Annotated in this window: 19 protein-coding genes; 10 read left to right on the top strand and 9 right to left on the bottom strand. The window is 46.4% G+C overall.

Translation table 11 applies throughout. From position 1 onward, the window contains the following. Positions 1–104: 104 nt before the first annotated feature. From LSG37_RS04605 to ampD, 7 genes are all read right to left on the bottom strand, one after another. Positions 105–2,192, bottom strand: a complete 2,088-nt coding sequence (locus tag LSG37_RS04605; protein ID WP_233078761.1) for a M13 family metallopeptidase — start codon at positions 2,190–2,192, stop codon at positions 105–107. A 155-nt stretch (positions 2,193–2,347) separates the two neighbouring features. Continuing rightward, positions 2,348–3,760, bottom strand: coding sequence for a dihydrolipoyl dehydrogenase (lpdA, locus tag LSG37_RS04600; RefSeq protein ID WP_233078760.1), 1,413 nt, complete (start codon positions 3,758–3,760; stop codon positions 2,348–2,350). Positions 3,761–3,903: 143 nt separating this feature from the next. Continuing rightward, positions 3,904–5,523 (bottom strand): pyruvate dehydrogenase complex dihydrolipoyllysine-residue acetyltransferase, encoded by a 1,620-nt coding sequence (gene aceF, locus LSG37_RS04595; protein ID WP_233078759.1) that lies wholly within the window; start codon positions 5,521–5,523, stop codon positions 3,904–3,906. An 11-nt stretch (positions 5,524–5,534) separates the two neighbouring features. Beyond that, positions 5,535–8,201 carry a pyruvate dehydrogenase (acetyl-transferring), homodimeric type gene (gene aceE, locus LSG37_RS04590; RefSeq protein WP_233078758.1) on the bottom strand — a complete coding sequence of 889 codons (2,667 nt, stop codon included), beginning with the start codon at positions 8,199–8,201 and terminating at the stop codon, positions 5,535–5,537. Positions 8,202–8,269: 68 nt separating this feature from the next. Beyond that, positions 8,270–9,031 (bottom strand): pyruvate dehydrogenase complex transcriptional repressor PdhR, encoded by a 762-nt coding sequence (gene pdhR / locus LSG37_RS04585; RefSeq protein ID WP_233078757.1) that lies wholly within the window; start codon positions 9,029–9,031, stop codon positions 8,270–8,272. A 344-nt stretch (positions 9,032–9,375) separates the two neighbouring features. Next, positions 9,376–10,266: a beta-lactamase regulator AmpE gene (gene ampE, locus LSG37_RS04580; protein ID WP_233078756.1), complete on the bottom strand. Its 891-nt coding sequence runs from the start codon at positions 10,264–10,266 to the stop codon at positions 9,376–9,378. Beyond that, positions 10,267–10,821 carry a 1,6-anhydro-N-acetylmuramyl-L-alanine amidase AmpD gene (gene ampD / locus LSG37_RS04575; RefSeq protein WP_233078755.1) on the bottom strand — a complete coding sequence of 185 codons (555 nt, stop codon included), beginning with the start codon at positions 10,819–10,821 and terminating at the stop codon, positions 10,267–10,269. A gap of 77 nt (positions 10,822–10,898) precedes the next feature. Here ampD and LSG37_RS04570 point away from each other — a divergent pair, with 77 nt between their 5' ends. From LSG37_RS04570 to yacG, 10 genes are all read left to right on the top strand, one after another. Continuing rightward, the gene (locus LSG37_RS04570; RefSeq protein WP_233078754.1) at positions 10,899–11,417 is read left to right on the top strand and encodes a retropepsin-like aspartic protease family protein; all 519 of its coding nucleotides are present in this window, start codon (positions 10,899–10,901) and stop codon (positions 11,415–11,417) included. Between the two features lie 49 nt (positions 11,418–11,466). Continuing rightward, on the top strand, positions 11,467–12,336 hold the full coding sequence (gene nadC / locus LSG37_RS04565; protein ID WP_233078753.1) for a carboxylating nicotinate-nucleotide diphosphorylase: 870 nt from the start codon (positions 11,467–11,469) through the stop codon (positions 12,334–12,336). 116 nt (positions 12,337–12,452) lie between these two features. Continuing rightward, positions 12,453–13,115 carry a DUF1294 domain-containing protein gene (locus LSG37_RS04560; RefSeq protein ID WP_233078752.1) on the top strand — a complete coding sequence of 221 codons (663 nt, stop codon included), beginning with the start codon at positions 12,453–12,455 and terminating at the stop codon, positions 13,113–13,115. Positions 13,116–13,287: 172 nt separating this feature from the next. Then, entirely contained in the window at positions 13,288–13,662 is a 375-nt protein-coding gene (locus LSG37_RS04555) for a pilin (protein ID WP_233078751.1), read from the top strand. 97 nt (positions 13,663–13,759) lie between these two features. Continuing rightward, complete coding sequence (gene pilB, locus LSG37_RS04550) at positions 13,760–15,457, top strand: type IV-A pilus assembly ATPase PilB (protein WP_233078750.1); 1,698 nt, start codon at positions 13,760–13,762, stop codon at positions 15,455–15,457. Positions 15,458–15,488: 31 nt separating this feature from the next. Further along, positions 15,489–16,709, top strand: a complete 1,221-nt coding sequence (locus tag LSG37_RS04545) for a type II secretion system F family protein (RefSeq protein ID WP_233078749.1) — start codon at positions 15,489–15,491, stop codon at positions 16,707–16,709. Continuing rightward, positions 16,709–17,590: a prepilin peptidase gene (locus LSG37_RS04540; protein ID WP_233078748.1), complete on the top strand. Its 882-nt coding sequence runs from the start codon at positions 16,709–16,711 to the stop codon at positions 17,588–17,590. Before LSG37_RS04545 ends, LSG37_RS04540 begins: the two co-directional genes overlap by 1 nt. Positions 17,591–17,608: 18 nt before the next feature. Continuing rightward, complete coding sequence (gene coaE / locus LSG37_RS04535; protein WP_233078747.1) at positions 17,609–18,232, top strand: dephospho-CoA kinase; 624 nt, start codon at positions 17,609–17,611, stop codon at positions 18,230–18,232. Between the two features lie 38 nt (positions 18,233–18,270). Then, the gene (zapD, locus tag LSG37_RS04530) at positions 18,271–19,017 is read left to right on the top strand and encodes a cell division protein ZapD (protein ID WP_233078746.1); all 747 of its coding nucleotides are present in this window, start codon (positions 18,271–18,273) and stop codon (positions 19,015–19,017) included. A gap of 170 nt (positions 19,018–19,187) precedes the next feature. Beyond that, complete coding sequence (yacG, locus tag LSG37_RS04525) at positions 19,188–19,418, top strand: DNA gyrase inhibitor YacG (protein ID WP_233078745.1); 231 nt, start codon at positions 19,188–19,190, stop codon at positions 19,416–19,418. A 68-nt stretch (positions 19,419–19,486) separates the two neighbouring features. Here the strand turns inward: yacG and mutT are convergent, their stop codons facing one another. Together mutT and secA are read right to left on the bottom strand one after the other, a co-directional pair. Then, complete coding sequence (gene mutT, locus LSG37_RS04520) at positions 19,487–19,891, bottom strand: 8-oxo-dGTP diphosphatase MutT (protein ID WP_233078744.1); 405 nt, start codon at positions 19,889–19,891, stop codon at positions 19,487–19,489. 3 nt (positions 19,892–19,894) lie between these two features. Then, a complete protein-coding gene (gene secA / locus LSG37_RS04515; RefSeq protein WP_233078743.1) occupies positions 19,895–22,606 on the bottom strand; it encodes a preprotein translocase subunit SecA in 2,712 nt (903 codons plus the stop codon). Between the last annotated feature and the right edge of the window lie 89 nt (positions 22,607–22,695).

Genomic DNA, 22,695 nt, shown 5'->3' with positions numbered 1-22,695 from the left:
CCACGCCTAGTTGAGAATCATTCTCAGGAATAATACTGAAACTGGTCGTGCAGAAAGCCAAATGGCCGCATCTGCGGCCATTTGTCATCGATAATAAAAACGTATTACCAAATCTTCACGCGGTTTTCCGGTGCTACATACAGCTTGTCACCTTCTTTCACATCAAAAGCTGTGTAGAACACTGGCAAGTTCGACACTATGCCGTTGACACGGTAATGTGGAGGCGAATGAGGGCCTGTTGCTAGCTGTTGTTTCATCATTTCTTCACGGTATTGAGAACGCCATACCTGAGCCCAGCTTAACAACACACGCTGATCACCGGTGAAACCATCCATCACTGGTGCTTCTTTACCTTGCAGCGATAAATGATAGGCTTTCAGGGCGACCGTTAAACCACCTAAGTCACCTATGTTTTCACCTAAGGTCAAATCACCATTCACAAAATGGCCTGTTACAGGCTCAAACTTGCTGTACTGAGCGCTTAAGGCTTTGCCCAAAGCTTGGAACTTGGTTTCGTCCTGCTCTGTCCACCAGTTGCGTAAGTTACCGTCACCGTCGTACTTGGCACCTTGATCGTCAAAACCATGGCCAATTTCGTGACCAATCACTGCACCTATGCCGCCATAGTTGACTGCATCTTCTGCGGCCATATTAAAAAACGGCGGTTGTAAAATAGCAGCAGGGAACACGATTTCATTGTTCACTGGGTTGTAGTAGGCATTCACAGTTTGAGGTGTCATATACCATTCGTCTTTGTCGATTGGCTTGCCTAATTTGGCCAGCATCTGATCGTAACCCCAGTGGGTAGAACGGACAAAGTTACCTACTAAGTCATCGGCTTTGATCTCCAGACTGGAGTAATCTTTCCATTTGTTTGGGTAACCAATTTTTGGCACAAAAGTACTCAGTTTGACTAAAGCGGCCTTTTTGGTGTCTTCCGACATCCATTCAAGCTCTTTAATCGACTGCTCATAAGCGCTGATCAAATTGGCGACTAACAACTCCATGCGTTGCTTGGCTTCAGGTTTAAAGTGACGTTCCACGTACAACTTGCCGGTTAATTCGCCCAGCACAGCGTCACTGGCATCCACAGCTTTTTTCCAGCGTGGTTTTTGTTCTTTAATGCCACGTAAAGTCGCTGAATAAAACTGGAACTGACGGTCTTCAAAAGCTTTATTCAGTTTGTCAGCAAAGGCATTAATGGTATGGAAAGTCAGGTAGTCCTGCCAGCTTTGCACATCTGTAGCAGCAACAATTTTGCCTAAAGCTTCAAAGTAGCTTGGCTGACCGATAATGACTTCATTGACGTTCGCAAGTTTTGAACCTGCAGCAAAATCACTCCAGCTAAAGTCACCCAGGGTTTTGCTTAAATCAGTATTTGATACCTTGTTGTAGGTTTTATCCGCGTCACGGTTTTCAACCCGGGTCCACTGATTTTTGGCCAGCTCAGTTTCCAGTGCATAGACACGTTTGGCTGCAGCTGCAGGGTCGGCATGCTTAGCTAAAGTAAATAAATCCACCAGGTAGCTTTGGTAATCGGCCTGAATTTTTTTCGAGGCTTCGTCTTCTTTGGTGTAATAATCGCGGTCTGGTAAACCTAAACCACTCTGGTCAAAATACACAGCATATTCAGTGGATTTTTTCGCGTCGTTATTGACGTACCAGCTTAGCGGAATAGTCACGCCATCACGTTGCAGTGAAGCAAAAGTACTGGCCAGTTGGGTTTTATCTTTTAAGCTCTGAATAAGTTCTAACTGAGGCTGTAATGCTGTTAAGCCTAATTCTTCCAGTTTGGCTTCGTTCATATAGCTGTTGTAGAAGCTACCTAACTTATGACCATCTGAACCTGGCGCCAGATCAGTGCGGCTGGCGACTTCATCAATAATAGCTTTCACAGCTAACTGTGAGTTATCCGCCAGTATATGGAAAGAACCGTAGGAAGATTTATCTGCCGGAATTTCAGTTTTCTTCAGCCAGCCGCCATTGACCGCTAAAAAGAAGTCATCCTGAAAACGTACTGTCGAATCAAAGTTTTCTTTATCCACGCCAGAAACTAAAGCGGCTACCGCTGCTGTTGTTTGTTGTTCTGCTGCTGGTTTTGCGGTTTCAGTGGTGGTCTGAGGGGCTTTGCCACAAGCCGCCAGGCCAAGCGCAATAGCAACGCTCAGCGCAGTTAAGGTAATTTTTTTCATCCGAAGGGTTCCTGCCAAAATGAGTTAAATAACCAGACTATACTACTCCGGCAGGCAGTTTTTTGTTAATGGAAGTTGTAACAAAATATAAAAAAACCGGCAATGCGAAGCAGTTGCCGGTTTTTGGTGCTTAGTCTCTTAGTAAAGAGCCAGGCTTATTTTTTCTTGGCTTTTGGATTTGGCAGGTCAGTAATAGAACCTTCGTACATCTCAGCCGCTAAACCAATAGATTCGTTTAAAGTTGGGTGAGCATGGATTGTCAGAGCTATGTCTTCAGCGTCTGCACCCATTTCTACTGCTAAGCAGATTTCACCTAACATTTCGCCAGCGTTAATACCGACAATTGCGCCACCTAAAATACGGTGCGTTTCTTTGTCGAAAATTAACTTAGTGAAGCCTTCAGTGCGGGCTGAAGCGATAGCACGGCCAGAAGCTGCCCAAGGGAAAGTTGCAGTTTCAACAGAAACGCCTTTTTCTTTGGCTTCTTTTTCAGTAATACCTACCCATGCCATTTCCGGATCGGTGTAAGCCACAGAAGGAATGCAACGTGGGTCGAAGAAGTGCTTCAGACCAGAAATGACCTCAGCAGCCACATGACCTTCATGTACAGCTTTGTGCGCTAACATTGGCTGACCAATCACATCACCGATCGCATAGATATGAGGCACGTTAGTACGCAGTTGTTTATCTACATTGATAAAACCACGCTCATCGACGGTCACACCAGCTTTTGCGGCATCTAACAGAGAACCGTTTGGACGACGGCCCACTGCGACTAAAATTTTGTCGTAACGTACAGGTGTTGCCGGTGCGTTTTTGCCTTCAAAAGTGACATACAAACCGTCAGCTTTGGCTTCAACAGCAGTCACTTTAGTCGACAGCATAATGTTGAAGTTGTCTTTGTTGTATTTGGTGTATACCTTCACCAGATCCGTATCAGCAGCAGGAACCAGCTGATCAGCAAATTCAACTACAGAGACTTTAGAGCCTAAAGCACGGTACACAGTACCCATCTCTAAACCAATGATACCGCCACCTAATACCAGCATTTCGCCAGGAATGTCTTTTAATTCTAAAGCGCCGGTAGAGTCAATCACACGGGCATCGTCTTTTGGAATAAATGGCAGAGCAACTGGCTCAGAACCAGCAGCGATAATGGCGCTTTCAAAAGTAATAGTGGTATCACCGACAACCAGCGTATTTGGGCCAGTGAATTTACCGTAGCCAGTCACTACTTTGACTTTACGCATTTTAGACATACCGGCTAAGCCGTTAGTCAGCTGAGCTACTACTTTGTCTTTCCAGGCACGGATTTTGTCTAAATCGATTTGTGGAGCACCAAAAGTCACACCGTGAGATGCCATTTCTTTGGCATCGTCGATCACTTTGGCGACATGTAATAATGCTTTAGATGGGATACAGCCAACATTTAAACAAACACCACCAAGTGTGCTGCGTGCTTCAACTAAAGTCACTTCCAGACCTAAGTCAGCTGCGCGAAATGCTGCAGAATATCCACCAGGGCCAGCGCCTAACACCACAACTTGAGTTTTGATTTCGTTGCTCATCGTTTTACCTTTTTATCTTTTGCTAAGATAGCCACCTGTAAAATCAGACGGCCAGGAAATAAAGTGACGGAATTTTATCACCCTACCTGAAAGATGTCCCGTATCTTTTCAGAACATGGGACAACTTTCAGTCGTGTTTCGTCTTACATAATGATCTGACGAATATCCGCCAGATAAGATGCCAGAGTAGCGGTGAAACGCGCCGCCAAAGCACCATCAATCACACGGTGGTCGTAAGAGACAGATAAAGGTACCATCAGGCGTGGTTCAAATTCTTTACCATTCCACTTAGGTTTGATATCAGATTTTGACACACCCAGAATAGCCACTTCAGGTGCATTGACGATAGGCGTAAAGGCCGTCCCACCAATACCACCTAAGCTGGAGATGGTGAAACAACCACCCTGCATATCTGCAGCTGTCAGTTTACCTTCACGAGCTTTTAACGAAATATCCTGCAGTTCACGAGACAGTTCGATAATGCCTTTTTTATTCACATCACGTACCACTGGCACCACTAAACCGTTTGGCGTATCAACAGCTATACCTAAATGCACGTATTTTTTCAGAATAAGGCTGCCACCATCTTCCGATAACGAGCTGTTAAAGGTTGGGAACTCTTCCATCGCTTTAGCAACAGCTTTCATAATAAAGACTAACGGGGTGTATTTAACGCCCATTTTCTTTTTATCAGCCAGCGCGTTTTGCTCTTTGCGGAATTCTTCCAGGCCAGTGATATCAGCCTCATCAAATTGAGTCACATGCGGAATACGTACCCAGTTGCGGTGTAAGTTAGCACCAGATAATTTCTGAATACGTGACAGTGGTTTTTCTTCCACAGCGCCAAACTTGCTGAAATCAACTTTTGGCCACGGGATTAAATCAAAACCCACACTGTTGCTACTGCTAGTGACGTTGCCTTTGCCTGACGCCACTTGCGCAATAATGTTTTTCACATAATTTTGCACGTCTTCGCGCTGCACACGGCCTTTGCGGGCAGTACCGGTAACCTTGCTTAAATCAACACCGAACTCACGGGCTAAACGACGGACCACAGGTGATGCATGAGCATAAGCCTGATTCTCGGTAAATTCGCTTGCTGACGCAGATGGTGCTGCAGCTGATGCTGCAGGCGCTGGCGCAGTTACTGGAGTTGGCGCAGCAACAGCAGCCGGAGCGGCTACCGCAGAAGCTGCAGCTGCCGGAGCGCTGCCAGCCACTTCAAATACAAAGACTGAAGAGCCTGTTTGTACTTTATCGCCTACTTTCACTTTGATTTCTTTGACAGTACCGGCAAATGGCGCTGGCACTTCCATTGAAGCTTTATCGCCTTCGACCGACAACAGAGACTGGTCAGCGGCAACAGTGTCACCGACTTTCACCATCACTTCAGTCACTTCAACGGCGTCGCCACCAATATCAGGCACCTGAACTTCTTTTAACTCTGCAGCGGCTGGCGCTGCCGGAGCTGCGGCAGCAGGGGCTGGTTCAGCCGCAGGAGCCTGAGCTGCTGGCGCTGCGACAGCAGCACCTTCAGCTTCGAATACCATAATCAGCGAGCCGGTTTTTACTTTATCGCCAGCTTTGACTTTAATTTCTTTCACAGTACCGGCTTGGGCAGCTGGTACTTCCATCGAAGCCTTGTCGCCTTCTACCGATAACAATGACTGGTCCAGCGCAACTTTGTCGCCCACTTTCACCAGTACTTCGGTGACTTCAACTTCATCCGCACCTATGTCCGGCACATGAATTTCAATCGTCATGACAAATCCTCTTATGCGTACAGTGGGTTAGTTTTGTTGGTGTCGATACCAAAACGGGCAATGGCGTCGGCCACTAACTGCTTATCGATTTCACCACGTTTAGCCAGTTCACGTAACGACGCCAGAACTACATAACCGGCGTTCACTTCAAAGTGACGACGCAGATTTTCACGGCTGTCAGAACGGCCAAAACCATCTGTACCCAAGACTTTATAAGATACCGAAGGCATAAATGAACGCACCTGATCGGCATAGTTTTTAATATAATCTGTGGCGGCAATAGCAGGAGCTGTGCCTAACACCTGAGCAATATAAGGCACTTTCTCTTCAGCCATAGGATGCAACATGTTGTAACGCTCACAATCCTGGCCATCACGAGCCAGCTCGTTAAATGAAGTCACGGAGAACACATCTGAACCCACGCCGTAGTCTTCACTTAAAATTTCAGCCGCTTTACGCACTTCATTCATGATAGTGCCGCTGCCTAACAGTTGAACCTTGGCTTTTTCACCAACATGGCTTTCCAGTTTATAGATACCACGACGAATACCTTCTTCAGCACCTGCTGGCATAGCAGGGTGATGGTAGTTTTCGTTCATCACTGTAATGTAGTAGTAAATATTTTCCTGTTCAGCACCGTACATACGACGGATACCATCCTGGATGATCACCGCCAACTCATAAGAGTAAGTCGGGTCGTAGGAAATACAGTTAGGTACTGTGCCTGCCAGAATATGGCTGTGACCATCTTCGTGCTGTAAGCCTTCACCATTTAAGGTAGTACGGCCAGCAGTAGCTCCTAACAGGAAACCACGGGCTTGCTGATCGCCCGCTAACCAGGCCATATCACCAACACGTTGGAAACCAAACATAGAGTAGTAAATATAAAACGGGATCATCGGCAGATCGTTGGTGCTGTAGGAGGTAGCTGCGGCTACCCATGACGCCATAGCGCCCAGCTCGTTAATGCCTTCCTGCAATACCTGGCCTGAAGTTTCTTCTTTGTAGTAAGACACCACAGCGCGGTCTTCCGGCGTGTAGGTCTGGCCACGTGGGTTATAAATACCAATCTGACGGAATAAACCTTCCATACCAAAAGTACGGGCTTCGTCAGCAATAATAGGCACAATTTGCTGGCCGATATTTGGATCTTTCAGCAGCACGTTTAATGAACGCACAAAAGCCATAGTGGTCGAAATTTCACGTTTTTGCTCTTCTAAAAGAGGCTCAAACACGTTCAGCTCAGGCAGAGTTAAAGCCTTAGTGAAATTCGGTAAACGCACTGGCGTATAACCATTTAACGCGTTACGACGGGCATGCAGATACTGATGCTCAGGTGAACCTTCAGGCAGCTGAATATAAGGCAGGCTTTGTACATCTTCTTCGCTGATGTAGTCTTCCAGATTCAGACGCTTACGGATTTGCAGCACATGAGTCATATCCATTTTCTTGACCTGGTGCGCAATGTTCTTGCCTTCAGCCGCTTCACCCATGCCATAACCTTTAATAGTTTTGGCCAGGATCACAGTTGGGCGACCTTTGGTTTCCTGAGCAGATTTAAAGGCTGCGTATAACTTGGATGGTTCATGACCACCGCGTTTTAACGCGAAGATTTCTTCGTCTGTCATATCAGCCACTAAAGCTGCAGTTTCAGGGTAACGTCCGAAAAAATGCTGACGCACATAAGCACCGTCTTTGGCTTTGTAAGTCTGGTAGTCACCGTCTACAGTTTCGTTCATCAACTGCAGTAACTTGCCTGTGGTGTCTTTGGCCAACAGCTTGTCCCAGCCACTGCCCCATACCACTTTAATTACGTTCCAACCGGCGCCGCGGAATAAACCTTCCAGTTCCTGGATGATTTTACCGTTGCCCATCACAGGACCATCTAAACGTTGCAGGTTACAGTTCACCAGGAAACACAGGTTATCCAGCTTTTCACGGGCAGCAAAAGATAAAGAACCACGGCTTTCCGGCTCATCCATCTCGCCGTCACCTAAGAAGGCATAGACACGTTGCTGGCTGGTATCTTTCATGCCACGACCATCTAAATACTTCAGGAAACGGGCCTGATAGATAGACGTAATAGGGCCTAAGCCCATAGAAACAGTAGGGAACTGCCAGAATTCAGGCATTAATTTAGGGTGTGGGTAAGAGGATAAACCTTCACCACCAACTTCCTGACGGAAGTTGTCCAGCTGATCAGCTGTTAAACGGCCTTCAACAAAAGCACGGGCGTAGATACCCGGAGAAATATGGCCCTGGTAATACACCAAATCGCCACCATCTTTTTCATTAGGCGCACGGAAGAAGTGGTTAAAACAAGTTTCGTAAAACGCAGCTGAAGACTGGTAAGAGGCCATGTGGCCGCCTAAATCCAGCTCCTTTTTCGAAGCGCGTAAAACGATCATAATAGCGTTCCAGCGGATCACTGAACGGATACGTTTTTCCAGATTTACATCACCCGGATAAGCAGGTTCCTGCTGTGGCGGAATGGTATTGATGTAATTGGTGGTAATGCCTGTTGGCATATCCACGCCTTCCAGACGAGCCTGTTCCAGCACTTGTTCTAACAGGAACTGAGCGCGCTCTACACCTTCGGTGCGAACTACAGATTCAAGAGCCTCTAACCATTCTTTGGTTTCGAGCGCGTCGATGTCAGTCTTATTGACTTCAGACATATCAAAGTTTCCTTAATCAGTTCCACGCCAGAGAGCGGAACATTAACAGTTAAAAAGTATGCTTACGCTCATTCGCTCTGTTGAGAACGTCTGAGCGAGCGTTCAATGCGTGAGCGCTCCCGGTCAGCTTCCAGCAATGCCTCTTCGATAAAGGCTAAATGGCTGTTGCTGGCTTGCCGGGCTTGCTCCGGCTCGCCATTGATCACCGCTTGCATCAGGCGATGCCTGTGCGAATTCAGCTGGCTCACTATGCCTTCTTTTTCCCGCAAAACTTCAAGGTTTAACTTGATGTTTTGCTCTACCAGCGGCGTTAAGCCGCGCACCAAATGCAAAAGCACCACATTATGCGATGCCTCTGCAACCGCCGAATAAAACTGGCCTACCGACCGCGCTTCAGCGTCTAAATCCTGTTGCTGCTGGGCAGCACAAATTTCTTCGTAACGTTGTTTAATCAACTCATAGTCAGCTTGTGTACCACGCAGCGCAGCGTAATAAGCACAAATGCCTTCTAAAGCATGACGAAACTCCAGTAAATCAAATTGCGATTCTGGGTGACGACCAATCAGAGCAAATAACGGATCGGTTAAACCCACAGCAAGATTTTCACAGACATAAGTGCCACCACCCTGACGGCGATTGACTAAGCCTTTGGCTTCGAGCTTCTGAATAGCTTCACGTAAGGATGGACGGGAGACATCAAATTGCAACGCAAGTTCACGTTCAGGCGGTAACTTTTGTCCGGGCGTAAAAGTACCTTCCAGCAGCATATGTTCCAGTTGCTGGACTATTTGATCGGACAATTTGGCAGGTTTGATTCTCAGACTGGACATTGCCACCTTGATGTTAAGTCTCTGGTTATTGTTTTGGCTATTTTAAGTTGACCACTTGTAAATTGGTCTTACCAATTCAATTTAATGCGGCATAACTTAGCAGAAAGGATTCAAACTGTAAATTAAACTGCGGAACTATGCGACCAAAGCGGGTAAATAATTAGAGTAAAAGCTCTGAACTAAAGGGCGAGAAATGCAGCAAGAAAATTGGTCTGACCATTAATACTGAAGACATACCGTCCTTCCATGGACATCGTCGAAAATATGCTCCTGCATTTTCGACATACCGTCCTTCCATGGACATAAAAAAAGCAGCCGAAGCTGCTTTCCTTTATTTGTTCTGCTTAACCCAGCCAGCCTGACAGAGTTAGCACTGCGATTAAAGCAAGGAAAAACAGCACATTACGCTTAGCTAGTTGCACCATACAGGCGGTTTCTTCAGCACAGTTGTAAGCATCATCAGGCAAAGGCTCGGCCGCTTTAGCGACACTGGTAATCACAGTAGTGGACGGCGTACTGAAATCACCTAAAAACGTCAGCAGCGCAGCGGATGCTCGGGAGAAATGCCCTACCAAAGCTAAACCTACACCAAATAAACGGGCTGGTACCCAGTCGGCCCAGAACATGACCTGCTGGAATGCAGCAGGAATATCAGGAGCTGTTTCAACAAATTCAGCTGTTTCTGCGTCTTCACCTTCTGCAAGTATCACTGGTTTATCCCAACTGACAGGTTCATTCAGTTGACGCAACAAAGCATAAGTAATAGCGCCAGCTCCACCTAAAAGAGCGAACCAAAACAATACAGCGGCATAATAACGAAAGTTCAGCCACACCAGACGTTGACCATAACTCAACTCAGCATCTGTTAAACCTGCGTCCTTACTTAACTGCTGCATTGTTAAAAAAGCTGCTTCGTTATCAGCCCTTTCACTGGCATTTAAATACTGCTTGTAGAGTTGGCGGTAGTGCCAGCAACCAATACACACCAGCAGCACCAAGGTGTTCAGCACCAGGCTTACCAGACTGCTGCCAATCAGCCACAGCACCAGAGCATACAGAATACCGGGTAACAGCAGCCACAGGTATTGACCTTTGCTGTCATCTGACAGTTTAGATAAGCCAGAACTGTGGCTCAGAGACTGGTACTTTTTGGCATAAAACGAAAACTGCCAGGCCTCACTGCGAACCGCCAGTCGTTCAATGATTAAGGCGATAAGCATACTGATCAAGGTCATTTATCTATTCTCCTTTAACGCAGATTGATAACGGCTCCAGTCAAATGACGGGCCTGGATCGGTTTTCCGACCCGGTGCAATCTGCTGATGTCCCACAATACGTTCCAGACTAATAGCCGGAAAGTCTTGCATCAGTTGTCTGGTTAACAACACCAGACTTTGATACTGCGCATCGGTATAAGGCTGATACTCAGTACCTTCTAACTCTATTCCTATCGAAAAGTCGTTACAGTTTTGTCGTCCGTCGTATTCCGATACGCCTGCATGCCAGGCTCTGTACTGGAAAGGCACATATTGCCTGATCAGCCCGTCCCTAAAAACAACGCAATGTGCAGAGACCCGCACTCCAGCTAAATCAGCAAAACTGTTATCGGCACTGGTGTCCAATACACCCATAAATAAATCATCAATGTAACTGTTGCCAAACTGACCAGCAGGCAAGCTGATGCAATGGATCACCAACAAACTGATATCACAGTCTTGTGGTCGTCTGTTCCAATGCGGACTGGCACGCTGTTCAAGTTCAAGCGGAACTTGCAGTTGATTTAACGCCACAGTGTCAATCCCGTTTTGCAAATGCGCTTCATGCTCGGTTAAGCTGGAGCCTTTATTGTCAACCCTGAGACTTTGGAATGCAAGCACATGACAATACAACTAAATTAGGTCGGTTATTTAGCTGGATCAGTTGGCTGCTGTTGCTTGCCTTGCTGTATTGGTTTTTTGAAGATCAGATTTCGTTACAAATAAATCCAAATCAGCAGCTGCAAAGTCAGATTGGCAGCAGTGGTGAAAAAGTCACCATATTAAAGCGTAACAAGGCTGGCCATTATGTAGGCACCGCCTTATTTAACGGTGTGCCTATGGAGTTTATGCTCGATACAGGCGCTACAGTTGTCGCAGTGTCAGAGCAGGCAGCACTAAAGTTAGGCATGCCTAAAGGCCAGCGTTATCAGGTCAGTACAGCCAACGGACTGGCTGCAGCGTACGACAGCAGACTGAATAGCCTGCAACTGGGTGATATTGTGCTGACAGAAATACGCGCCAGTATTACCCCAGGCTTGCATGGCACAGATATTTTGTTAGGCATGAGTGCGTTAAAACAATTAGAATTCAGCCAACAACAGGATGAGCTGAAGCTAATCCAACGCTAACTTTTAACAGGGCAAAGAGCCTGTTATTTTATCGGAATTATAAATACAGATGATTAACGTCCCTTACCTTACTGATTTGCAACGGGATATTGAACTGACTGTTCGTCAGGCTCTGGCTGAGGATTTAGGCCATTTACCACTGGAACAAGGCGATATTACCGCCTCCTTGATCCCCGCCACCCAACAAGCCAAAGCCACTATTATCAGCCGTGAAGACTGTGTGTTTTGTGGCAGCGCCTGGCTGACGGAAGTTTTCCGTCAGTTATCCAAAGAAGTTCAGGTGGAATGGTTTGTCCAGGATGGTGAGAAGGTTACCGCCAACTCCGTATTGTGTGAGCTGACAGGCCCAGCCCGAATTTTATTAACGGGTGAGCGTACCGCACTTAACTTTATCCAGAGTTTAAGCGGCACGGCCACCACTACGGCTTTGTATGTGTCTTTATTGGAAGGCAGCGCCACCCGTTTACTCGATACCCGTAAAACCTTACCTGGTATGCGTTTAGCGCAAAAGTACGCTGTGGCATGTGGCGGCGGTAAAAACCACCGGCTGGGTTTATATGATGCGTTTTTGATTAAAGAAAATCATATTGCAGCGGCTGGTTCTATCGACAAGGCCGTCAGCATAGCGCGGCAGAATTTCCCAGGGAAACCTGTCGAAGTGGAAGTGGAAGATTTGATTGAATTTGAGCAAGCCCTCAAAGCCGGTGCTGACATTGTGATGCTCGACAATTTCCATATTGCCGACATCCAGCAAGCGGTCAGCCTGAATAAAGGTCAGGCCAAACTGGAAGTGTCAGGCAATATTACCGCAGAAGCTTTACGTTCTTTAAGCAGCACTGGTGTGGATTACATCTCCAGCGGAGCTTTAACTAAAAACGTGCAAGCCATTGATTTATCAATGCGTTTACGCAGTATCTGATCCCCCTACAGAGGGCTGTGTCCTACAGCACAGCCCAGGTCATTCGTCGCAGCAAACAGCAAAGTGGTAAAAGGCTGATACACTTTAATCAGTGTTTCCGCAGCGCTGTGATCCTTATGAATCCTAGTCCACTCTTGCATGGCACTGTCTGTTACTGGCGTGATGACAAAGGTTTTGGGTTTATTAGCACGGACTCGGGCGAGCGGCTGTTTTTTCATATCCGGGATTTTGCAACAGCCCCCCAGCACAGGCCACAGCAAGGCGATCAGCTCTGTTTTCAATTGGGGCAGGATAAACAGCATCGTCCTTGCGCTTTGGCATTGCAACTTGTCTCAGTCAAAGATCCTGTGATCACCCCATCAACCAAAACCCCTAGCAACACAGCGCCAGCTATTTATCAGATCCAACATCGGGCCTGGTGTTTCCGTTACTTGTTTTTTGTGTTGTTACTCTTGTCTTTATTGGCCGGATCTTTTGTCTTTACCATGCCACTGTTTTATCTCGAAGCCAGTTTGTTTACCTATTGGCTGTATCAAATTGATAAAAAACTGGCGTGCAACGGACAACAGAGCCGTTTACCTGAAGAAAGTTTGCAGATGTTCAGCTTAATTGGCGGTTGGCCCGGTGCCTGGCTTGCGCAAAAACGTTTGCACCATAAAGTACATAAAGCGCCTTTTCAGCGCGAGTTTCGTTTTGTTATTTATGGCAATAGTTGTTTTTTACTTTGGCTATTATCTGACTCCGGCTCTGCATTTTTGCAGAAAGTGGCTTTGCTTTAACAAAAACTCAGTGAGAGAGCCTATAAAAATCAGTAATTTAACCAACAATTCACTTTTTTTATCCGCTCTGTTTGCAACTGAAATTAAACATCAGAGCAAAGCTTGCTTAATAACAAATATTAACCAGAATTAAGTAGCCCCAACAGTGGGCATACCAATCAGGAGATGTTCCATGAAACGTAATCAAGGTTTTACCCTTATTGAATTAATGATAGTTGTTGCGATCATCGGTATTTTGGCTGCCATTGCTTTACCTGCTTATCAGGACTACACAGCCAAAGCCCGCGGCTCAAACGCAGTAGCTTCATTAGGTGGTCAAAAAATTAAAGTCGCCGAAGCTTATGCCACCAGTGGGTCTTTAGGTTGCACTGACTCTTCAGGCGTAGCTATTCCAAACTGTACTGGTGCCGGCGTGTTGTCGCTTGCATATGATGGTATTACCGCCACCATGACCCCTGCAGTGCCAGCTGCTGCGGGCCAGAATATTACCTGGGCATGCGCCTTAACAGGTACTGGTGCAGTTCCAATTAAAGGTTGTGGTATTTAATTTTTAAGCCCTGCGCATCAGAAACGGCCCGTTCAGGGCCGTTTTTCTCAGGATAAAGCACGACCAGACAGGCCAAGCTCCAGCACCGGGAATCTGTATGGCATTAAATCCAAACTCGATATTATTAAAACGTTTACAACAAGCTAATTTAGTTGATCCTCAGCACACCTCTAAACTGCTGCAGGAAAAAAGCCATCAGTATCAGACTATTGCTGATTTGCTGATTGGCGAAAAGCTGATCCAGTCGAAGGCTCTGGCGGAAGCCGCCGCTGCTTTTACTCTGCACAGCGCTTTGGATTTAGATTTTTTTGATATCAATGCCATCCCGGAACAGTTACGCAACGAAAAGCTTATTCGCAAACACCATATTCTGCCGCTGAGTAAAAGACACAAAACCTTATTTCTGGCTGTGGTCGACCCTACTGACATGACGTCAGTGGAAGACTTTGAATTTAATACCGGCCTGAACGCCGAAATGATAGTGGTGGAGTTTGATAAGCTGCACAAAGCTATCGACAAGTTGTTTGATACTACAGCCACCGACAGTTTTACCGACACCCAATGGGATTTGGCCAAAATGGGCTTGGCGGGCGGTGATGAAGAAGAAACAAAAACTGTAGGTTCAGACAGTGAAGATCAGCCCATTATTTCTTTTATCAACAAAATGCTGCACGACGCTATTCGCAAAGGTGCTTCCGATCTGCATTTTGAGCCTTATGAAAAAAGCTATCGTATCCGTTTTCGTATTGACGGTATTTTGCACGAAGTTGCATCGCCCCCTGTTGCTCTGTCAACGCGTCTATCAGCCCGCTTAAAAGTGATGTCGAGATTAGACATAGCTGAAAAACGTGTGCCTCAGGATGGCCGCATTAAACTTAAGCTGTCGCAGAAAAAGTCGATCGACTTTCGGGTCAGTACTTTGCCCACCTTGTGGGGCGAAAAAGTAGTGATGCGTATCCTCGACTCCGACAGCGCTATGCTGGGTATTGATATTTTGGGGTACGAGGCGGAACAGAAGCAGTTGTATCTGGATGCTTTGTCTCAACCACAAGGCATGATTTTAGTCACAGGCCCCACAGGTTCAGGCAAAACTGTGTCTTTGTATACAGGGCTAAATATTCTTAATACCGAAGAAACCAATATTTCTACAGCTGAAGATCCGGTTGAAATTAACCTGCCTGGTATTAACCAGGTGCAGGTGAATCCAAGAGCAGGCTTAACCTTCCCTTCAGCTTTAAAGGCATTTTTACGCCAGGACCCTGATGTGATTATGGTTGGGGAAATACGTGATCTGGAAACCGCAGAAATCGCTATTAAGGCCGCTCAAACCGGCCATTTGGTGCTCAGTACCTTACACACCAACTCAGCACCTGAAACCTTAACCCGTTTACTGAATATGGGAGTGCCGGCTTATAACGTGGCAAGCTCAGTCACGCTGATCATCGCGCAGCGTTTGGCACGACGCTTATGCAATCACTGTAAAGCCGCCGAACAACTACCCGAGCAGGAAGCCTTAAAACAAGGTTTTTTGGCAGCACAGCTCAGCCAGCTCAAACTCTTCAAGCCTGTGGGCTGTGATCACTGCACTGGCGGCTACAAAGGCCGTTTGGGCATCTATGAAGTCATGCCTATTACAGCTCAAATTGCCGCTAAAATTATGGCAGGCGCTAATTCGCTGGATATTGCCGCCCAGGCTAAGACCGAAGGTTTTCCAAACCTGCGCCAATCAGCCTTGAAAAAAGCAGCTGCAGGACTCACCAGCCTGGCAGAAGTGAACCGGGTGACTAACGCCTAAGCCGATCAACTGAGCAGCAAGGATTAGAATCATGGCCGAAGTAAAAGTAAAGCAGCTGGATATCTTCTTGTGGAAAGGCATTAACAGACGGGGTAAAACCAGCAATGGTGAAATCAGAGCTGGCTCCGTGGCCGAAGCCAAAGCTTTATTACGCCAACAAGGTTTTACCCCTTCGTCTGTGAAGAAAAAAAGCAAACCTCTGTCCTTTACTCAGCCCAGCATAAAATCTTCTGACATTTCGGTAGTCACCCGGCAAATTGCCACTATGTTGGGCGCTGGTGTGCCTTTAGTACAAAGTATCGATTTGATTGCCAGCGGTGCCAGCAATGAAACCTTACGCCAGTTGATGGCAAAAATTTCTGTAAAAGTACAAGGAGGAACGCCTCTGTCTGAGGTGCTGCGTGAACACAAAGACTATTTTGATGAACTCTACTGTGATTTAGTTAAATCCGGTGAGCAGTCCGGTGCTTTGGACAGAATTTTTGACCGCATTGCCGTTTATAAAGAAAAAGCCGAAGCGCTGAAGTCCAAGATTAAAAAAGCCATGTTTTACCCTATAGCCGTTATTGTGGTGGCAGGCATAGTCACCTCGATTTTATTAATTTTTGTCGTACCCCAATTTGCCGAAATTTTTGGCAGCATGGGTGCTGAACTCCCGGCTTTTACCTTATTTGTCTTAGGTATTTCTGATTTTATGCAAAGCTACTGGTACATAGTATTGGGTGCCATCATAGCGGCGATATTTATCTTGTCTAAATCCTACAAAACCAGCCAGAGTTTTAAAGTCGCAGCAGACCACGCCATTTTAAAGATGCCTATTATGGGCATGATTTTAAATAAAGCTGCGGTGGCACGATACGCCCGGACTTTATCCACTACCTTCGCCGCTGGCGTGCCTTTGATTGAAGCTTTGGAGTCTGCTGCAGGGGCTGCTGGCAACGAAAAATACAGAGCCGCTATTTTGTCAGTACGCGAAGAGGTAGCCGCTGGTAATCAGATGCATCTGGCAATGAAAAATACCGCAGCTTTTCCAGAGATGGTGAATCAAATGGTGTCGATAGGCGAAGAGTCTGGCGCCTTGGACAGTATGCTGGCGAAAGTGGCTTCAATTTATGAGCAGGAGGTAGACGATGCGGTCGATGGATTAACTGCCTTACTGGAACCCTTGATTATGGCTGTATTAGGTGTCTTAATAGGCGGACTTATTATCGCGATGTATCTTCCGATCTTCCAACTGGGCAGTATTGTGTAATGGATTTTTTCTCTCCTTTGGTGCAAGTGTTTGAACAATCAGCTGTAACCTTTTATGTAGTTGTGGTGCTGTTTAGTCTGGCTGTAGGCAGTTTTCTGAATGTAGTGATCTACCGTTTACCGAAAATGATGGAACTGGCCTGGCAACAGGACTACCAACAGTACTTTGATCAAAACGCCGAGCAAACAAAAACCCGATTTAATCTGGCTTTACCGCATTCACATTGCCCTAAGTGTCAGCATCAGCTGTCAGCTCTGGACAATATTCCTCTTGTTAGTTGGCTAATACTCAAAGCCAAATGCCGTTATTGCAAAGCGCCTATCAGCGTGCGCTATCCGGCTATTGAAGCTTTCACTGGCTTACTGTCTTTAATGGTGGCTATACATTTTGGTGTAACAGAACAAACGCTGATTTATTTGCTAGTCACCTGGTGCCTGATCGCTTTGTCTTTCATCGACATCGACAAAATGCTGTTGCCCGATCAAATCACGCAGCCACTGCTATGGTTTGCTTTATTACTTAGCGTGACAGGTTTTACCGTCTCCCCCACTGACTCGCTGATTGGTGCTGCTGCAGGTTACTTAAGTTTATGGTCTGTGTTCTGGCTCTTTAAGCTGGTGACCGGCAAAGAAGGCATGGGTTATGGTGATTTTAAACTGCTGGCCATTTTTGGTGCCCTGCTTGGCTGGCAGCTGTTACCACTGATTATTTTATTATCCTCTGTAGTAGGTGCTGTGTTTGGATCACTGATGCTGCTTATTCAGGGCAAAGGCAAAGCAACTCCCATCCCCTTTGGACCTTATATAGCCGCTGCGGGCTGGATTGCTATTTTATGGGGTAAAGATATAACGGCCTGGTATCTTGGCACCATGGGCCTTTAAAGAATTGGGGCTTTAAGCATGTCTGGATACGTTGTAGGCCTGACCGGCGGTATCGGCAGCGGTAAAACCACTGTTGCCAATTTATTTCATGATTTAGGAATACAAAGTGTCGACGCCGATTTAGTGGCACGCGATGTGGTAATGCCGGGCGAACCCGCTTTGGCGGCGATAGTGATGCATTTTGGCCAGAGCGTTTTGCAAAGCGATGGCCAGTTGGATCGCGCTGCGCTCAGAGCCCGGATTTTCGCCGATGAAGCCGAAAAACACTGGCTGAATCACTTATTACATCCGCTGATCCGCCAACGCTTGCTGCAACAATTAGCCGCCTGTACATCGGATTACGCCTTGCTGATTGCCCCTTTACTGCTGGAAAACAACCTGCAAACTTATACGGACCGGGTGCTGGTTGTGGATGTGCCAGAAGAGCTGCAACTCAGCCGCACCATACAACGAGATCAGGTGCCTGCAGAACAAGTACAAAACATTCTGAACAGTCAGATATCACGGCCTGAACGTTTGCAACGTGCAGATGACGTTCTGCTCAATACAGTTCCTGTTTCACAGCTTCACCCCCAAATACTGCAACTACATCAGCGTTATCAGCAGTTTGCCAAGGAAAAACTAGCAAAAAGCTCTACTTAGGTTTATGGTAATGAACATTGTTAACAAATGTTTCAGTTATGACTTCAATCATCTACGAACATCCGCTGAACGAAAAAGTGCGCACCTATTTGCGGGTTGAGTACTTGTTTCAGCAAGTCACTAAGTTGCTACCACTGGAAACAGAATGGCAACAGCAGGGCTTTTTTACCTCGCTATTTTCGTTGATTGAAGTATTGGAACGTAATGATGTTCGCCCTGATCTGATTAAAGATGTGGAGCGTTGCGAATCAGCTTTGGTCAATTGGTCACGTCATCCTGCGATTTCAGATGATATGCTGCAAAGCATGTTACAAAAAGCGGTGCGGTTACAAAGTGACTTATTGCGTTGCGGAAAATTCGCCAATAGCTTAAAAGAAGATAAATTCCTCGCCCCACTGCGCCAACGTTTTTTTATTCCCGGTGGCACCTGTTATTTTGATTTACCTCAACTGCAATACTGGTTTTCTCAGCCTTTAGCTCAACGTAAAAAAGCGGCGGCGGAATGGCTGGACCAACTCTCTCTGGTTGAAACTGCCATTTCTTATGTATTGACCTTTATTCGGGAGCGCGGTCAGTTTAAAGAGTTAACCGCTGAAAATGGTTTTTTCCAAAGTAACACCGAGCAGTTTGAATTACTGCGCATTGAGTACTCCATGGAATACCAGAGTTACCCTACCATCAGCGGTAACAGATATCGCTATGCGATACGCTTTATGCAGCTTTGCGACAGCTTAGGCCGCACCACTATGGATAAAGCGATTCCTTTTAAGTTAGCCTGCTGTTAGTCCATCAACTGAAGACTTGTCATTCGAGACGGGCGGGGATAAACCAATCTTAGATTTAATTGGAATTCTGGACGGGCGGGGATAAACCACCGCCCCTACTATTTGCTCGCTTGAAATCTGCTGACTGAGGTACACTATCGCACTTTGAATTTGCTTCCGGAGTACGCCTTATGGCCACTATCGTCAAATGCCCGACCTGCCAGAAAGATGTCGTCTGGGGTCCTGAATCCGCTTTCCGGCCTTTTTGTTCTGACCGTTGTCGTTTAATAGATTTAGGCGCATGGGCCAATGAAGAACATAAAATACCGGATAAAGGCCGTGCTGACTTGCCTCTTTCTGAGGAGCAATTAGAGCAGTTAGAAAATGAGTTGCTAGAACAGGATAACGAGTTTTTTAAATAAATGGTTCAATTGTAGGGGCGACCTTTATGGTCGCCCACCTACCCGTTCAAACCGATCCCAAACGGCCGTTACGGCTGCCCAAATTCAGTAAGCAGTTTATCTAATATCGGCTGATTGGCATCAGGGAACTGATACTGGCTCAGCTCCGACAAAGGCACCCAGCGCACTGGTTGCCCTTCCAGACCTTTTGCTTCGCCTGCAAAGTCTTTTACGAGATGAATATCCAGCAACACTGTTTTTTCAGGGTAGGCATACTGCAGTTCAAACCAAGGGCTTGAAGCTGCAATATCGAGATCGACTTCTTCTTTCAGTTCACGCGCTAAAGCCTGACTGGTGGTTTCACCGGCTTCCACTTTGCCACCAGGAAACTCCCAGCGGCCGCCCTGGTGTAATTTGTCAGGGCGCAGCGCTAACAACACCTGTTGATCCTTTAAAATCACACCAACAGCCACATGAACCAGTTTGAGCGTCATGCTTTAAACCAACTTACCGTGACACTGTTTGTATTTTTTGCCAGAGCCACAAGGGCACGGATCGTTACGTCCTACTTTTTCCGCATCACGAAACACGGCAGAAGGGCTGGTTTGCGGCACTTCAGTCGCCACTTGTTCCATTTCCTCGTGCTGGAATTGCATATCGGTGCTTTCCGCTTTACGACGTTGCTCTTCTACAGCATCCACGTCTTCAGCAGCGCGAATTTGTACCCGTGATAATACACCAATAACGTCCAGCTTCAGGTTGTCCAGCATAGTAGAGAACAACTCAAAAGCTTCACGCTTGTATTCCTGCTTCGGGTTTTTCTGTGCGTAACCACGCAGGTTAATACCCTGACGCAGATGATCCATTGCCGCTAAGTGTTCTTTCCAGTGCGTGTCTAAGCTTTGCAGCATCACTGACTTTTCAAACTGACGCAGTACTGCAGGGCCAACCATATGCTCTTTCAGCTCGTAAGATTTATCCACGACTTCGTGGATTTGCTCACGCAGCTTCTCTTCAAACAGTTTTTTATCATCCGCTAACCATTTGGCAATAGGCATGTCGATGGAGAAATCAGCGCGGAAACGCGCTTCTAAGCCCGGAATATCCCACATTTCGTCCAGAGACTGAGGTGGAATGTATTGGTCCAGCACAGAGGCAACCACATCGTGGCGAATGGCATTGATAGTCTCAGAGATATCAGCAGTATCCATCAGCTCATTACGTTGCTCATACACCACTTTACGCTGGTCGTTTGCTACGTCATCAAATTCCAGTAATTGCTTACGGATATCAAAGTTACGGGCTTCAACTTTGCGTTGGGCGTTTTCAATGGCGCGGCTGACCCATGGGTGCTCAATAGCTTCACCAGGTTCCATACCCAATTTACGCATCATGCCTGCCATACGGTCTGAAGCAAAAATACGCATTAAGGCATCGTCCAATGACAGGTAAAAACGTGAAGAACCCGGATCGCCCTGACGACCTGAACGACCACGTAACTGGTTGTCGATACGGCGAGATTCATGACGTTCAGTACCAATGATATGCAAACCACCAGACTCAATCACAGCGTCATGGCGTTTTTGCCACTCTTGTTTCACTTGTTCAATTTGTTCTGCACTGACTTCACCTAAAGCAGCCAGTTCAGCCTGTAAATTACCACCCAGCACTATATCCGTACCACGACCAGCCATGTTAGTGGCGATAGTGACAGTGCCTGGCTGACCAGCCTGAGCAATAATTTGTGCTTCGTTAGCATGGAATTTGGCGTTTAATACCTGATGCGGGATTTTTGCGTCATGCAACAATTTCGACAGGTATTCAGAACTTTCAATAGAGGCCGTACCCACCAAAATAGGGCGCAGCAGAGCACGGTTTTCTTCAACGTCTTTGATAATAGCCTGATACTTTTCTTCTACGGTCAGATAGACCAAGTCAGGCATATCTTTACGAACCATAGGTCTGTTGGTTGGAACTACTATAGTTTCTAAACCATAAATAGATTGGAATTCAAAAGCTTCAGTGTCAGCTGTACCTGTCATACCCGCCAGTTTGTCGTATAAACGGAACAGGTTCTGGAAAGTGATAGAAGCTAAAGTCTGGTTTTCGTGGTTAATACGAACCCCTTCTTTGGCTTCAATGGCCTGGTGCAAACCTTCAGACCAGCGACGGCCTTCCATAGTACGGCCTGTATGCTCATCAACAATAACAATCTCGTTATCCTTGATCACATAGTCCACGTCTTTCTTAAACAGGTTGTGCGCGCGTAGAGCGGCATAGGTGTGATGCAACAGGGTAATATTAGCGGCTGAGAATAAAGAGTCGCCCGGCTGAATTAAGCCCAGTTCCTGCAGAATTTCTTCGACACGAATTTGACCCAGCTCCGTCAGATAAATTTGTTTGGCTTTTTCGTCTATGGTGAAGTGACCATCACCCATAGCGCCTTCTTCGTCTTCTTTTTCCTGCTTAACCAGCTGAGGCACTACAGTGTTAATCACACGATACAGTTCTGAGCTGTCTTCCGCCTGACCAGAAATAATCAGTGGAGTACGGGCTTCATCTATTAAGATCGAATCCACTTCATCGATAATGGCGTAAGCTAAATGGCGCTGAACCCGCTCTACAGCAGAAAACGCCATATTGTCGCGCAGATAGTCAAAACCAAATTCGTTGTTGGTACCATAAGTGATATCAGCACTGTAAGCGGCTTGTTTATCCAAATGCCCCATACCAGGCACGTTGACACCTACAGTTAAGCCTAAGAAATCAAATAAAGGCGCGTTGGTTTGTGCATCACGACGAGCTAAGTAGTCGTTGACCGTAATAACGTGTACAGCCTGACCACCTAAAGCATTTAAGTAAGCTGGCAAAGTAGCAGTTAAGGTTTTACCTTCACCTGTACGCATTTCTGAGATTTTGCCCTGATGCAGCACTATGCCACCAATCAGCTGCACATCGAAATGACGCATCTTGAACACACGTTTACTGGCTTCGCGCACTGTGGCAAAAGCCTCTGGTAATAAATCATCCAGTGTGGCGCCATCTGCAACACGCTGTTTAAATTCAGCAGTTTTTAATTTGAGTTGTTCGTCGGTCAGGGCAACAAAAGAAGGTTCAAGGCTATTAATCAGATCAACCGTTTTTTTCAGCTTTTTTAAATAACGATCATTACGACTACCGATTAATTTGGCGAAAAATTTTCCAAACATTTTATAAATACCACTTCTTGGTTGAGACTCGCTCCGAGTCCGGCCTGAGCCATTATTACCCACATCCCTGAAACTCCTGCTTCAGGAAA

It is taken from the genome of Rheinheimera soli (assembly GCF_021290985.1).
GTDB classification, from domain to species: Bacteria; Pseudomonadota; Gammaproteobacteria; order Enterobacterales; family Alteromonadaceae; genus Pararheinheimera; species Pararheinheimera soli.
Note: the sequence above shows the minus strand (reverse complement) of the source record. Positions and strands in the feature narration are given on the sequence as shown.